Origin of the sequence: Streptomyces globosus (genome assembly GCF_003325375.1) — a bacterium.
GTDB lineage: Bacteria > Actinomycetota > Actinomycetes > Streptomycetales > Streptomycetaceae > Streptomyces > Streptomyces globosus_A.
On the sequence record NZ_CP030862.1, the window covers coordinates 2,638,558 to 2,651,978 of the forward strand.

The 13,421-nt window shown below is 74.0% G+C and carries 13 protein-coding genes and 1 pseudogene; 5 read left to right on the forward strand and 9 right to left on the reverse strand.

Features of this window, described 5'->3' with window-relative positions; all coding sequences use genetic code 11:
- Window positions 1-26 precede the first annotated feature (26 nt).
- Window positions 27-1,244 (reverse strand): cation:proton antiporter, encoded by a 1,218-nt coding sequence (locus C0216_RS11880; protein ID WP_114055239.1) that lies wholly within the window; start codon window positions 1,242-1,244, stop codon window positions 27-29.
- Window positions 1,245-1,559: 315 nt separating this feature from the next.
- On the opposite strand from C0216_RS11880, the gene C0216_RS11885 reads away from it, so the two are divergent.
- The gene (locus C0216_RS11885; protein ID WP_114055240.1) at window positions 1,560-1,853 is read left to right on the forward strand and encodes a hypothetical protein; all 294 of its coding nucleotides are present in this window, start codon (window positions 1,560-1,562) and stop codon (window positions 1,851-1,853) included.
- A gap of 78 nt (window positions 1,854-1,931) precedes the next feature.
- On the opposite strand, the gene C0216_RS11890 is transcribed toward C0216_RS11885, so the two are convergent.
- The 3 genes from C0216_RS11890 to C0216_RS11900 all read right to left on the reverse strand — a co-directional run bounded on the left by C0216_RS11890 (window position 1,932) and on the right by C0216_RS11900 (window position 5,573).
- Window positions 1,932-2,582 (reverse strand): DUF305 domain-containing protein, encoded by a 651-nt coding sequence (locus C0216_RS11890; RefSeq protein ID WP_114055241.1) that lies wholly within the window; start codon window positions 2,580-2,582, stop codon window positions 1,932-1,934.
- Between the two features lie 86 nt (window positions 2,583-2,668).
- On the reverse strand, window positions 2,669-3,082 hold the full coding sequence (locus tag C0216_RS11895; protein ID WP_246042495.1) for a DUF6153 family protein: 414 nt from the start codon (window positions 3,080-3,082) through the stop codon (window positions 2,669-2,671).
- Window positions 3,083-3,134: 52 nt separating this feature from the next.
- Window positions 3,135-5,573 (reverse strand): heavy metal translocating P-type ATPase, encoded by a 2,439-nt coding sequence (locus C0216_RS11900; protein ID WP_114055242.1) that lies wholly within the window; start codon window positions 5,571-5,573, stop codon window positions 3,135-3,137.
- A 237-nt stretch (window positions 5,574-5,810) separates the two neighbouring features.
- Between C0216_RS11900 and C0216_RS11905 the strand changes: the two genes are divergently transcribed.
- On the forward strand, window positions 5,811-6,614 hold the full coding sequence (locus C0216_RS11905; RefSeq protein ID WP_114055243.1) for an NAD-dependent epimerase/dehydratase family protein: 804 nt from the start codon (window positions 5,811-5,813) through the stop codon (window positions 6,612-6,614).
- A 42-nt stretch (window positions 6,615-6,656) separates the two neighbouring features.
- Here C0216_RS11905 and C0216_RS34975 read toward each other — a convergent pair whose 3' ends face one another.
- The 4 genes and pseudogenes from C0216_RS34975 to C0216_RS11920 all read right to left on the reverse strand — a co-directional run bounded on the left by C0216_RS34975 (window position 6,657) and on the right by C0216_RS11920 (window position 9,724).
- Entirely contained in the window at window positions 6,657-7,967 is a 1,311-nt protein-coding gene (locus C0216_RS34975; protein ID WP_162793177.1) for a WG repeat-containing protein, read from the reverse strand.
- 27 nt (window positions 7,968-7,994) lie between these two features.
- Window positions 7,995-8,297: pseudogene (locus C0216_RS35315) on the reverse strand (hypothetical protein); the annotation flags it as partial.
- 16 nt (window positions 8,298-8,313) lie between these two features.
- Window positions 8,314-8,550, reverse strand: a complete 237-nt coding sequence (locus tag C0216_RS11915; RefSeq protein WP_114055245.1) for a hypothetical protein — start codon at window positions 8,548-8,550, stop codon at window positions 8,314-8,316.
- Between the two features lie 199 nt (window positions 8,551-8,749).
- Entirely contained in the window at window positions 8,750-9,724 is a 975-nt protein-coding gene (locus C0216_RS11920; RefSeq protein ID WP_114055246.1) for a hypothetical protein, read from the reverse strand.
- Window positions 9,725-9,953: 229 nt separating this feature from the next.
- Here C0216_RS11920 and C0216_RS11925 point away from each other — a divergent pair, with 229 nt between their 5' ends.
- The gene (locus C0216_RS11925) at window positions 9,954-10,256 is read left to right on the forward strand and encodes a hypothetical protein (protein ID WP_114055247.1); all 303 of its coding nucleotides are present in this window, start codon (window positions 9,954-9,956) and stop codon (window positions 10,254-10,256) included.
- A complete protein-coding gene (locus C0216_RS11930) occupies window positions 10,253-11,584 on the forward strand; it encodes an FAD-binding protein (protein ID WP_114055248.1) in 1,332 nt (443 codons plus the stop codon). The genes C0216_RS11925 and C0216_RS11930 overlap by 4 nt, the downstream gene beginning before the upstream one ends.
- Here the strand turns inward: C0216_RS11930 and C0216_RS11935 are convergent.
- Complete coding sequence (locus tag C0216_RS11935) at window positions 11,574-12,224, reverse strand: TetR/AcrR family transcriptional regulator (RefSeq protein WP_174250381.1); 651 nt, start codon at window positions 12,222-12,224, stop codon at window positions 11,574-11,576. The genes C0216_RS11930 and C0216_RS11935 overlap by 11 nt on opposite strands.
- Before the next feature lie 171 nt (window positions 12,225-12,395).
- Here C0216_RS11935 and C0216_RS11940 point away from each other — a divergent pair, with 171 nt between their 5' ends.
- On the forward strand, window positions 12,396-13,355 hold the full coding sequence (locus tag C0216_RS11940) for a PDR/VanB family oxidoreductase (RefSeq protein ID WP_246042496.1): 960 nt from the start codon (window positions 12,396-12,398) through the stop codon (window positions 13,353-13,355).
- Window positions 13,356-13,421: the final 66 nt, after the last annotated feature.

Genomic DNA, 13,421 nt, shown 5'->3' on the forward strand with positions numbered 1-13,421 from the left:
CACCCCGCGCCTGCCGCCGGTTCCCCTCACCGTGCATGCTCCACCGGCGTCGGCCGCTGCGTCGCGGGCGCGGTGTCCTCGTCGACGTGGAAGAGGCGGGCGATGGGCACGTCGGTGCTGCTGTGGGCGATGATCGAGAAGGCGATGCACACGGCGATCAGCGTGTACGCCTGCTCGCCTTGGGGAATGCCGGCCTGGAGGACCAGCAGTCCGTAGACGACCGAGGCGAATCCCTTGGGCCCGAACCAGGCTGCCACCAGCTTCTGGCGGCGCTCGAATCCGGTGCCTATCAGGGACAGCAGCAGCGATGCGGGGCGGATGAGGACGATCGCCAGCACCACCGTGACGTACCCGCCCAGTGAGAGGTCGCCGAACAGCTGCGGGGTGAGCAGTGCGCCGAACACCAGCAGGCCCGCGAACTTGGCCAGCTCCGCGAGGGCCTCGCCCAGCGGCTCGAAGGCGGCCTTCGCCTCCGGCGAGACGGCGGTGAAGACCGCGCCGGCGGCGAAGGCGGCCAGGTAGGGGTTGGCGTGGGTGAGGTGGCACAGGCCGTACAGGATGATCCCGGTGGCCAGCGGCAGCAGCGGCTGGAGTTTCGGCTCCGCTGTCAGCAGCCGGAAGCGGACCAGGGCGGTGACCGCCAGCGGCAGCACGATGCCGAAGACCAGGCCCAGCGCCAGCTCCAGACCGATCATGCCCGGCGAGGCCTCCGCCTGTCCCGACGTGGGCCCGGCGGCCGCGATGAGGAGCAGCACCACGGGCAGGGCGAGGCCGTCGTTGATTCCGCTCTCCACGTTCAGCAACTGCCGCAGCTTCGGCGGTACTTCCTTGCGTCCCACGATGGCGGACGCGAAGACGGGGTCGGTCGGTGCCAGTACGGCGCCCACGAGGAAGGACGTCGTCCAGTCCAGGCCCACCAGGTAGTGGGTGACCAGCGCCATGCCGACCATGGCGAGCGGCATCCCCAGCCCCAGTGCACGGGCGGGGTTCTTCCAGTTCTCCCGGAGCTTGGGGAACGAGACGTGCATGCCGTCGGTGAACAGCACCGCGAACAGCGCGAGATCGGCGGTCACGCCGACGATCTCACTCTCGGCGGTGATGTGGATCAGGCCGAGGAAGCCGTCACTGACCAGCGCTCCGCCGAGCAGGAACAGCAGCGACGTGGACAGCACCGTCCGGGCGGCGAGCCCGGACAGCAGCACCGCGATGAGCAGTGCGACACCGAAGACGGCGACGAGCACCATGGCAAAAAGCCCCGATCTGCGAAGAGAGTTGTCCCCTGAACGCCGACCAGACTTCCCGGCACGCCACAGGGGACTTTACACGCCCCTTACGGCGTGTTGACGAGGCCCTGTCGGCAGAACCCCGGGCCTCGCGCTGCCGACGGGGCCCTGGCCGCGGACCGGCAGACGCCTGTAACGTGCAGCCGGCGTGACGGCGCTCGGCTCCTGGCCAACAGGGCTGTCGCTCCCGGCCGCGGGGCTCGTCACGCCCGCCTGCGGCCCTCGCCGAGGCCGACCATCCACCCGCGTATCGCGCACCTGCAGAAGGACCGCCCCATGAAGTGGCAGTGGGCCGCCCTGGTCTTGTTCTCCCTGACTTTGCTCCCCGCCGGTCTGGCGATGGTCGCCGGCCGGGTTCCGCGCCGTCTGCGCGCCCGCCTGGCACCGCTGCGCGCACGGGGCGCCGCCCTGCTGCTGATCTACGCGACCGCGCCGGTCAACGCCGTGCCCCGGCTGGCCGGAGCCTCACCGGACACGACGCTGGCGTGCACGGCGGCGGGCGGCGTACTGGCGGTGGCGGGCGCCCTGGTCCTCGGCGCGGCGACATGGCGGACCGGCCGGGCCGGCTGAGCCCGGCGAAGGCCCGACGGCCCCGGATCCCGCAGTGCCCCCGCCCTGCCGAGGGGTGGGGGCCGCCTGCGCGGCCTGCTACGGCCGTCCGGCGCTGAGCATCTGCCGCATCTGGGCGATCTCGGCGGTCTGGGAGGTGATGATGGCGTCGGCCAGGTCCTTGGCCGGGCCGTAGGCGCCCTGCTGCTTCTCGGTCTCGGCCATGTCGATCGCGTCTTCGTGGTGCTCGATCATCATGGTCAGGAACATGGTGTCGAAGGCGTTGCCCCGGGCGCCGCCCAGCCGGCTCATACCCTGGGCGTCCATCATCCCGGGCATGCCGGAGCCGTCGCGGTCGCCGTTGCCGTGGCCCATGCCGTCCATGCCCATGCCGGTGGGGACCTTCTCGCCCCATGCCCTGAGCCAGCCGGTCATGGTCTCGATCTCCGGGACCTGCGCCTTCCTGATCCTCTCCGCGAGTGCCTTGACGTCGGCGGACGCGCCGTGGGCGGCGACCATGTCGGACATCAGGACGGCCTGGCGGTGGTGGGGGATCATTTCCTGCGCGAACGTGACGTCCGCCTGGTTGTGCCGGTTGTCCTGCACCGACGCCGGGGTGGCTGTGGTCAGGGGGCGAGTGCCGGTCGTGCTCGTGCTGTCATTGCTGCCGCACCCGGCGAGGGCCAGGGCGGATGCGACCGCCGTGGCCGCCAAGGCCGCGCGGCGCGGCAGGGATCGGTTCGTGTTCATGGCTCTGGACTCCACTGATCGGATGCGGATGGGGGACTGTGCCGTCCGCGGCCCGTGCCCTCAGGCGCAGACCGCGGCACGGACCCTCATGTCCGCAGGATCTGGAGTTCGGCGAGCAGGGGCGGTGCCCGCCCACCGGACGGCTCGTACGCCAGGACGCTCGGCAGTACGGCCGACGGGTGCACGAGGCCGCCGGGCCTGCCGGGCAGCGGCGCGGTGTCCGGCGCGAGGATGCCGGGGGATTCGGGCAGTGCCGCGGACGCGCACATCCGGTCCGCGTGGCCGGTGTGCCGGGCCGGCACCTCGTCCTCGCCGTCCGGGCACTGGTGTCGCGGGGCGTCCTGTGCGGCGGCGTGGTGGACCGGCATGTGCTCGGCCACGTCCTGCCGCGGCAGGGCGTGCATGCCGAGCAGCCCGACGAGGAGACCGAGAACGAGCAGCAGGACGATCCGCGGCGCCTGTGGGGACCGCGGCTGCGTCCGGGGCTCGTGACCGGTCACATCACCCAGCGTATGCCGCTCCCGACCGGGGCGCCGTACGCCCCGGATCCGGCTATCCGCCCCGGCCGGCGTCCGGGGCCGCCGGGTCCGCGGGGGCGGGACCGGGCAGGCGGAGGCGCTTGAGGGCGAGGGCGTTGACGGCGACGATGATGCTGGATCCGGACATGGACAGGGCGGCGATCTCGGGGCGGAGGATCAGGCCGGTGGCGGGTTCGAAGACGCCGGCGGCGATGGGCAGGGCGATGGCGTTGTAGCCGATGGCCCAGCCGAGGTTCTGGCGCATCTTGCGCAGGGTGCCGCGGCCGATGCGCAGGGCGGTGGGGACGTCCAGGGGGTCGGATCGCATCAGGACGAGGTCGGCGGTGTCGATGGCGACGTCGGTGCCGGCGCCGATGGCGATGCCGAGGTCGGCCTGGGCGAGGGCGGGGGCGTCGTTGACGCCGTCTCCGACCATGGCGACCTTGCGGCCCCCGCGCTGGAGCTCGGCGACGGTGGCGGCCTTGTCTCCGGGGAGGACCTCGGCGATCACGGTGTCGATGCCCAGCTGCCCGGCGATCCTCTCCGCGGTGGCCCGGTTGTCGCCGGTGAGCATGACGACCTCGACGCCCAGGGCGTGCAGCTCGCGCACGGCGGCGCGGGAGGTCTCCCGCGGTGCGTCGGCGATACCGATCAGGGCAGCGGCCCGCCCGTCGACAGCGGCGATGACGACGGTACGGCCGGTGGCGGTCAGGTCGTCCCGCCGGGCGGCCAGCGGACCGAGGTCGATGCCCTCGCGTTCGGCCAGCCGGCGGTTGCCCACGGCGATGCGGTGGCCGTCCACCACGGCGGTCGCCCCGTGACCGGGCACGTTCTCGAAGTGGCGGGCCTGCGAGGGCGGGGCGCCGCGCGAGTCGGCGTGGCGTACGACCGCCTCGGCCAGCGGGTGCTCGGACTCGCGCTCGACCGCGGCGACCAGCCGCAGGACCTCGTCCGCATCCTGCCCGGGCGCCGCGACGACCTCCGTGACCTCGGGCTCTCCGCGGGTGAGGGTGCCGGTCTTGTCCATCACGACGGTCTGGATCCCCGCCGACGCCTCCAGGGCCATCGCGTTCTTGAACAGCACCCCGCGCTGGGCGCCCAGCCCGGTGCCGACCATGATCGCGGTGGGGGTCGCGAGGCCCAGCGCGTCGGGGCAGGTGATGACGACCACCGTGATGGCGAACAGCATGGCCTCGCCGAAGGGCCGGTCGGACGCCGTCAGCCAGACGGCGAGGGTGAGCGCTCCGCCCGCGAGGGCGACGAAGACCAGCCAGAACGCGGCCCGGTCGGCCAGCCGCTGGCCCGGTGCCTTGGAGTTCTGGGCCTCCTGCACCAGCCGGACGATCTGGGCCAGGGCCGTGTCCGCGCCCACCCTGGCCGCCCGTACGCGCAGAGTGCCGTTCGCGTTGAGGGTGGCGCCGACCACGGCGGAGCCCGGCGCCTTGTGCACCGGCAGGCTCTCCCCGGTCACGGTCGACTCGTCGACCTCGCTCTCGCCGTCCTCCACGACCCCGTCCGCCGCGATCTTCGTACCGGGACGGACGAGCAGCAGGTCACCGACCGCCACCTCTGCGGTGGCGACCTCGACCGGTTCGCCGTCCCGCAGGACGACGGCCTTGGGCGGGGCCAGGTCCAGCAGGGTGCGGATGGCGTCGTTGGCGCCGCCGCGGGCGCGCATCTCGAACCAGTGGCCGAGCAGGACGAAGGAGGCCAGGACGGTGGCGGCCTCGTAGAAGACCTCCCCGCCGCCGGTGAGCGTGACGACCAGCGAGTACAGCCAGCCGGCTCCGACGGCGACCGCCACAAGCACCATCATGTCCAGGGTGCGGGCGCGCAGCGCCCGGACGGCGCCCGTGAAGAAGACCGAGCACGAATAGAAGATCACCGGCAGGCTCAGCAGCAGCGCCCACACGTCCTGGCGGAGGCCGAACGGGACGGGGGCGTGCCATCCGAAGACCTCCTCGCCGATCGGGGACCAGACCACGATCGGAACGGAGAAGAGCACCGCGACGAGGAAGCGGTTGCGCATGTCGGCCGCCATCGCCGCCATCGACATCCCGGCATGGCCGCCGTGCCCCTCGTGGGCCGTCGCCTCGCCGGGGGGCGGCCCGCCCGCCGGTCCGTGCTCCGCGTGCGCCGGGTGGACGGCTCCGGCCGCTTCCACCGCACCGGGCGGGTCGGGTTCGGCCATCGGGTCGCAGATGTGGGCCGGCACCGACTGGCCGGCACAGTGGTAGCCGCACTCGGTCACCCATCCGCGCAGTTCGGCCAGCGAGGTCCGGCGGGGGTCGAAGACGACGGTGGCCGACTGCGCCACCGGGTTGACCTCCACGTCCAGGACCCCCGGCCGGCGGCCCAGCACGGCGGCGACGGTGTTCTGCTGGGTGGCACGGATCATGCCCCGCACGTCCAGCACTGCCGTACTGCGTTCCTTGTCCGCCTCGCCCGGTCCGAGGCCTCGCGGGTCCGGCATGCCGGTTCACCTCCCCGGTACGCCGTGGCCGCACGCGGCCACCGCGCCTTCCTCCTTCACCCTGGGGCCGCGGCGGCGTCTCCGCAACGGCGGCACGGGCGGAGGCGTCGGCCTCAGGCGGCTGCCCGGGGCTGTCCCCCGGCCCGGGGCAGTGGTGACGGAGTGGCAGAATCGAACTCCCGTGAGAACGCGGGATCGGACAGCCACGTGCAGTCGTCAGCGGGTGAGGAAGCCGTCATGGGTCTGGGAACTGTCGCCGTCACCGGCGCGGCGGGCACTATCGGGTCGGTGCTGCGTGCCGCCCTGCGCGAGGAGTCCGAGCGGCTGATCCTGCTCGACCGCGTCCCGATCCGGGACGCCGCCGCGAACGAGGAGGCCCGCATCGTCGACCTCCGCGACCCGGTGGCAGTGGAGGAGGCCCTGTCCGGGGCCGGCTCGGTGCTCCACCTGGGAGGCCTGCCGGACGAGGCGCCGCTCGCGGACCTTCTGGAGGCGAACGTGCTCGGCACCCACCACGTCCTCGAGGCCGCGCGCCGGCTGGGGATCGCGCGGGTCGTGCTGGCGGGGAGCAACCGCGTCACCGGGTTCCACCCCGTGTCACGGCTGACCGGTGCAGCGGATCCGGTCCGACCCGACGGCCTGTACGGGGTGAGCAAGGCGGCCGTCGAGGCCCTGGGGCGGCTCTACGCCGACAAGTTCGGGCTCTCGGTCGTCTGCCTGCGCATCGGGAGCTTCGAGGAGGCGCCGACCGAACGCCGGCACCTGGCGACCTGGCTCAGCCACCGGGATGCCATCGGCTTCGCCCGGGCCGCCCTCACGGCCCCGTCCCACATCAGGTTCGCCACCGTGTACGCGGTGTCCGCCAACAGCCGCCGGTTCTGGGAGCTTCCCGACCCCTCGACGCTCGGGTACACGCCGCTCGACGACGCCGAGACCCACGCGGCGCGGATCCCCGGGGCCGACCTGCCCCTCGACCCGGAAGGGCCCCAGGCCGGCCCGTACGCAGAGCCCGAGTTCACGCTCCGGCACATCAACCACTGAGCTGCCTCCGGGTGCCTGGGCGGCCGCCCGGGCACCGGCCCCTCAAGCGAGTGCGGCCAGCCGGAGCTGGTGCTCGAAGTCCCCGTCCCCGCACTGGCTGTACACCTCCAGCACCAGCCGCCGTCCGTTCACGTGCCACACCCGGGCCGTGTTGCCGTCACCGATCCGCAGCCGCACGGTGTCGTGCTCGGGCTCGCCGAAGTGTCCGGCCAACTGCCCTGCGAGATCGGTGAAGTAGGCCGCGAACGCCTCGCCCTCCTGGTCGGCCAGGAACCCGTAGGCGCCCCACAGCTCCTCGCTCACATGGCTTTCGGCGAGGACCAGCAGGGAACCGGTGTGCAGTCGGGTGCCTCCCTCTCCTCCGGCCCCCGGTACCGCGGTGACGCTGCGCCTGCCGCCGAACACCAGCGAGTACGGAAAGAACCCGACGGGCTCGGCGGCCAGAAGACCGGTGGCCAGCCCCACCACACCGCCGTCCCGCGCCTCCGGCACCAGGAAGTGCTCGGCAGGCCCCCGGCTGAGCACCGCGGGCAGGATACTGCCCGCCCCCAGCCGGGCCACCACCTCGGCCGCCCGGTTCACGAACACCACCGTGCCGTCCCGGTCCAGGAACGGTGCCACGCCCTGCCCCGGCCCGAACCCGACCACGTCTCCCGAGACCGTCACAGGCTCGCGGAACGGCACGGCCCGGAACCCGCCGACGGCGTCCAGCACGCCCCAGCGCCCCCCGCGCCGCGCGACGCACGCGCCCGACAGCGGGTCGAAGTCGTCCGCCCACTCGAAGCGGCCGTCGAAGGCCGGCCGCCCGGCCCGGTCGAGGAAGCGGAGGCCGGCGTCGTCGTCACGCACCAGGCCGCAGGCCATGACCGGGGACAGCCCCGGCCCGCCCCGCACCGCCGTCCGCCCGGCCGCGTCCAGGTAGCCGTACCCGTCCGACGGCCGCCCGGCATCCACCCGGTAGGCCCGCCCGTCTTCGCCGAACTCGTCGATCCGGGCGTAACGGGGTTCGACGATCCAGCCGCCGACCGTGTCGACCAGGCCCCAGCGGTCACCGACCCGCACCGGGGCGGCACCCTGCGCGCCGAACGCCAGCGCCTCGTCGAAACGGGGCTCCACGGCCATCCGCCCTTCCCTGTCGATGTAGCCCGCCGGCCGGTCCGCCCCGGTGCGCACGGCGGCGAGCCCAACGGCCGAGAACGGACCGGCGGGCTTGAAAGGGCCCGCGATCGCGATGTCACCGGCGGTGTCGACGTAGTGGAACCTGCGGCCGGCACGGACCGCCGCAAGCCCGTGGGAGAACGCCGAGGCCTCCCGGTAGCGGGGCTCGACCACGACGTCCCCGCGCGCGTTCACGTATCCCCAGGCGTCTCCCCGGCGGAACCGTGCCAGGCCCCCGGGCCACGCCAGCCGCTTCGCCTCCTGCAGCACAGGGGGCACCCGCCACCGGCCCGTATGGTCCAGATACCCCCAACCCCCCTCGGCCGAGCGCGCCGCGGCCACGGCCCCGCCTTCACCGTCGGGATCGAAGGGCCACACCTCGGCCAGCTCCGGCGCCGGTATCCGCACACCTGCCGGATCGACCAACAGCACCCGGGGAGAGCCAGGCTGCCCACCTGGAACCGAAAGGACGTGTACGCGAGCGGTCACGGCCGGGATGCTACCGCCGGCCGCCCACCCCGCCACCCTCGCCCGCCCTGCCTCAGGCCGTGGCCCCCCGGACGGGGCCGGGCGTGCGGGCCCGGCGCAGTCGCCGGCGGAACGTGGCGATCAGCAGGACGGTGAGGACCACGGTCGGCAGCGCCTCGGCGGGGCCGAGTACGGGCGCTGCCACGCCCGCCGCGTTGACGAGGACGAACGCTCCGGCCGCAGCCGCCATGGCGCGGTACGCCCGGCTGCCCGGGGGAAGTGCCAGGCCGAGGAAGCCCACGGCGGTCATGGCCCGCGGCGGTCTTCAGGCCCGCGACGGCGTACGCGTCGGGATGCGACGTGCGCGGTGGGGGACATGCGGCGAGGCTGGAACCCGGAGTCGGCTCCGGGTTCAAGGGGTCCGCGTGTGGGCCGCGTCTCACCGTCCCCATGCGGTCGTCCGCGGCGGCCGCGCGCACGGACTCCTCCGACGCGCGGCGCCGCCGGCGTCAGCCGGCCCAGGGAGCCATCGGGTACCAGATCAGGTCGCGGCGGGCCAGGATCCGCACGTCCCAGTAGAGCAGCATGAAGACGCCGGCCGCGATGAACGACGCCGCCATCACGGCGGACATCCGGCTGGGCCGCGCCGTGAACCACCGGTTCAACCGGTCGCCGAACACCAGCGACACCACCACGAACAGCACCGCGACGACCACGATGTTGCCGAGCGTCTGGAAGCTGAACGCCACCGCGCCGTACAGCGGGTTCTGGCTCTGCGCCGTGTCCCGGAACAGCTGGCGGAACAGGCCGAACGGGCGCCCGATCAGGAACGCGCCGATGAACGCGCCCATCACGACCATCGGCGCGTTCGGGAAGCGACGGGTCAGCCGGGCCAGCGGGTCACGGACCAGGCCCGCCGCCGCCAGCCCCAGGTAGGTCATCGCCAGCCCCAGCAGCCCGTAGACGACCATCGCCTGGATCAGCCGCGGAGAGAACCCGGCGCCCGACGACGCCGTGGCGGACTGCGGCATCCCGCTGCCGACGAGCGCGGCGACCGCACCGTACGCCGCGGACACCGCGACCGCGCCGAGCGCGAGGTAGCCCAGCGGCTTCAGCAGCCCGGCGATCCGCCCGCGGCGGGTCGTCTTCTGTCCGGCCAGCGGGGCCATCGCGCTGAACACGGCGACGTTGCAGGCGGTGAAGGTACCGCCGATGCCGGTCGCCAGGGCGAAGGCGACACCCGCCAGGGCGCCGGAGATCGGCGCTTCCTTGGCCGGGTGGCCGAGCAGGGTGTCGGCCACCGTCCCCGCGATGGTCTTGTCGACGAACTCCGCCGACCACACCACGGTGAGCGCGAACCCGAACAGGGCGCCGAGCCCAAGCACCAGCGCACGGCGGCGCGGCGCATGGCCGTTGAAGAAGAACGACGGCGAACGGTGCGAGGCAGGTGGCCGCGGGGTCGGAGGATGCGCGAGCTGAGCCATGGGAGCGTCCCTTCAGCGAGGCGTCGGCAGCGTTGACACGCTAAGGGCGGGACCGCGTCGCCGGAGGGTTCGGCGGGAACAGCGCACATCCGAAGAAGCAGCCCGGGCCCCGCACCGATCCAGGGCCGGAAGGGCAGTCTGGAATATGGCCCGCCGCCCGTCCTGCCCGGCAGGATGGGGGCGAGGACCCGATCACCCCACCGCGCCGACCGCACACCGTGGAGCAAGCATGGGCAACGCCTTCGTCGTCCGGTACGAGATGCGTCCGGAGACCGCGGACGAGAACCAGGCCGTCATCGAGAAGGTCTTCCAGGACCTGGCGCAACGAGCCCCCGAGGGCCTGAGCTACGCGTCCTTCCGGCTGGCCGACGGTGTCACGTTCGTCCACATCGCCATCACCGAGGAAGGCTCCGAGGGCCTGGCCGCCTCCCCGGCCTTCCAGGAGTTCCAGAAGGGCTTCGGCGACCGGGCGGCCGGGCCGCCGGTGGCCGGCGGCGCCACCCTGGTGGGGGCGTACGGGTTCACGCTGTGACCGCACTGCCGCCGGGCGCCGCCGTCCCGCCGCCGGAGCTGCGCGGAGTGCTCAGCACACGGGAGAGCGATCTCGCGGCCGCAGCAAGTGACTTCGGCAACCTGGTGCACCTGCGCCCGCTTGCCGTGCTCTTCCCCGCCGACGCCGGAGACGTCGCGGCGATCGTCCGGTACGGCCGCGCGAACGGCCTCCCCGTGGTGCCCCGCGGCGCCGGCCACGCGGTCGACGGCCAGGCCCAGGCCCCCGGCGGCATCGTCGTCGACCTGACGTCGGTCGCGCGCGTCCGCGCACCGGATGACCGGAACCTGATCAGCGTCGACGCCGGGGCCACGTGGCAGGCGGTCGCCGAGGCGACCCTGCCCCGGGGCCTCGTCCCGCCCGTGCTGCCCGACCACCTCGGGCTGACGGTCGGCGGAACGCTGGCGGCCGGCGGCTTCGGCGGATCGAGCCACCGACACGGCAGCGTGTCCGACCAGGTCCACGAACTCGACGTGGTCACCCCCGGCGGCGAACTGCGCACCTGCTCCCCGACCCGGGACCGCGACCTGTTCGACGCGGTGCGGGGCACCCAGGGCCAGTACGGCATCATCACCCGCGCCGCACTCGGCCTGCACCCGGCCGGCCGCACGGCCATCCGGCACCGGATCGGCTGCCCGGACCCCGGCACCCTGCTCGCCGCCCAGGTGCGCCTGGCCGCCGGGGGGCGCTTCGACCACATCCTCGGCTCGGCCGTCCACGTGCCGGGGCGGGGCTGGCAGTTCGTCCTGGAGGCCGTGGCGGTGTTCACCCCGCCACAGGCCCCGCCGCCGCAGCCCGGGATCCGGCCGTCGGACGGCCCGGCCCCGGAGACCGACGTCCTCCCGTACGCCGACTACCTCGGCCGTCTGGCCCCGTTCGAACGGCAGTTGCGGGCCGCCGGATCCTGGCAGAACCACCCGCACCCCCGGTGCAACGTGCTGCTGCCCGGCAGGCATGCTGCCGGCATCATCGCCGACACGCTTGCCGGGCTCGGCCCGGAGGACATCGGAGAGAGCGGCAGCGTCCTCATCTACCCCGTCCCCAACCGGCGGCTGCGGGCCCCGCGACTGCCGAAGGCCCGCGGGACCACCTCGGTCCTGTTCGGCCTCCAGCGCACCGCGCCCCCCGACGACCCGGCCGCGCTCCGGCGCATGCACGAGGGCAACGCCCGGCTGCTGGCCCGCGCCCTGCGTGTCGGCGGAGCCGCGTACAGCGCCCGCACCCCCTACCACGACACGCGCATCACGGGCGGCACCGCCGGCATGGCCGAGCCCCTGGGCCCGCCGGCCCACGAGCCCGTCAGCCCATGAGCACCCGGACCGTGGTGTCCACCACGTGCGCGGCGAGTCGGTCGATGGTGGCGCGGTCCTGCCAGGCCAGTGGGCCCCGGGCGGCCAGGTCGGCGAAGCCGTGCACCGACGACCAGCAGACCCATTCCGCGTTCACCCGACGCTCCGGCGTCATCGCGCCGGCCTCGACCATCGTGTCGAGCGCGTCGACGAGCAGCCGGTACGGCGGAGCCACCCGGTCCGCCAGCGTGGCCGGCGGGGCTCCGGCCCGGGAGTCGTCGGGGGTGAGGATCGCGATCTCGAACCAGCCGGGCTCCGAGAGCGCGAACTCGATGTAGCCGAGCCCGACGCCGTGCAGGTTCCGCACCGACTGCGCCACCGGGTCCGGGCCGGCCGTGGCGCGCAGCGCCTCCATCCGGTCGAGCATCGCCCGGGCGAGCTTGTCCTGCGCCTCGGCCGCGACGGCGAGCACCAGTGCCTGGTGATCGGCGAAATGCCGGTAGGCGGCGTTGGGCGTGACGCCCACGGCGCGGGTGACGCTCCGCAGCCCGAGTGCCGCGGACCCGCCTTCGCGTGCGAGTTTCAGGCCCGCGTCCACCAGCGCGGCCCGCAGGTCGCCGTGGTGGTACGGGCGAGTCTCGACGGGTCTGCCCTTGGCCATCGTGTAGCGCTCCCTCCGCGCCGGAGTATACAAGGTGAACATAGCCGAGACCTGCGGTTTGTGGAGCAGGAGAAGGCGCACGACGCCCTGAGCACTCCGGGAGAAGACACGCCTGGCGGGGTGTGGAACCGTGGGGCCCGTGCACCCGTCGTCGTCGCAGGGAGGCCCTCCGTGAGTGCCGGCTCACCGTCCCAGGTGCTGACGCTGAGGGTGACCGCCAAGCAGGCGGCGGCCGACGGCGTCGTCGTGCTGGAACTGGCACACGGCGACGGCGCCCGGCTGCCCGACTGGACGCCCGGCGCCCATGTCGACCTCGTCCTGCCGGGCGGCCTCACCCGCCAGTACTCGCTGTGCGGCGACCGCTGGGACGCCCACCGCTACCGCGTCGCCGTCCTGCGCGAGCCGGCGGGCCGCGGCGGCTCGGCGTACATCCACGAGCGGTTGCGGCCCGGCGACAGCGTCGGCGTCGGCGGCCCGCGCAACCACTTCCCCCTGGTGCCCGCCGACCGCTACCTGTTCCTCGCGGGCGGGATCGGCATCACCCCGCTGCTGCCGATGATCCACCAGGCCGAACTGGTCGGCGCGGACTGGACGCTCGTCTACGGCGGCCGGCGCCGCGCGTCGATGGCCTTCCTCGGCGAACTCGCCCGGTACGGCGACCGGGTCCGCCTCGTCCCGGAGGACGAGGCGGGCCGCCCCGACCCGGCCGGCCTGCTGCGGGAGGTGCGCGCCGGGACGCGGGTGTACTGCTGCGGCCCGTCCGGGCTGCTCGACGCCGTCGCGGCGGCCTGTGCCCACTGGCCCGCCCGCACCCTGTACACCGAGCGGTTCACGGCGGCCGGTCCGGGCGCGCCGGTCCGGGACACGCCGTTCGACGTGGTGCTGGCCCGTACGGGCGGACGGGTGACGGTCACTCCGGACACGACCGTCCTCGACGCCGTGCGTGCGGCCGGGGTGGAGCTGCTCTCCTCGTGCGGCGAGGGAATCTGCGGCACCTGCGCGACCACGGTGCTCGACGGCGTGGTCGACCACCGGGACAGCCTGCTCAGCGACGAGGAGCGGGCGGCGGGGGACTGCATGTACCCGTGCGTGTCCCGGTCCTGCGGCGACCGCCTCGTGCTGAACCTCTGACCGCCGCTTACCTCCGCACCCGCGCACCGCTGTCTCCGACCGAGTCCCGATCCACCCGCCACGGAG

Bases quoted from the DNA above. Each gene is read 5' to 3' on its own strand.
- C0216_RS11905 (WP_114055243.1), top strand. From the start codon at position 5,811: ATGGGTCTGGGAACTGTCGCCGTCACCGGCGCGGCGGGCACTATCGGG.
- C0216_RS11890 (WP_114055241.1), bottom strand. From the start codon at position 2,582: ATGAACACGAACCGATCCCTGCCGCGCCGCGCGGCCTTGGCGGCCACG.
- C0216_RS11885 (WP_114055240.1), top strand. From the start codon at position 1,560: ATGAAGTGGCAGTGGGCCGCCCTGGTCTTGTTCTCCCTGACTTTGCTC.
- C0216_RS11920 (WP_114055246.1), bottom strand. From the start codon at position 9,724: ATGGCTCAGCTCGCGCATCCTCCGACCCCGCGGCCACCTGCCTCGCAC.
- C0216_RS11935 (WP_174250381.1), bottom strand. From the start codon at position 12,224: ATGGCCAAGGGCAGACCCGTCGAGACTCGCCCGTACCACCACGGCGAC.
- C0216_RS11925 (WP_114055247.1), top strand. From the start codon at position 9,954: ATGGGCAACGCCTTCGTCGTCCGGTACGAGATGCGTCCGGAGACCGCG.
- C0216_RS11900 (WP_114055242.1), bottom strand. From the start codon at position 5,573: ATGCCGGACCCGCGAGGCCTCGGACCGGGCGAGGCGGACAAGGAACGC.
- C0216_RS11915 (WP_114055245.1), bottom strand. From the start codon at position 8,550: ATGACCGCCGTGGGCTTCCTCGGCCTGGCACTTCCCCCGGGCAGCCGG.
- C0216_RS11880 (WP_114055239.1), bottom strand. From the start codon at position 1,244: ATGGTGCTCGTCGCCGTCTTCGGTGTCGCACTGCTCATCGCGGTGCTG.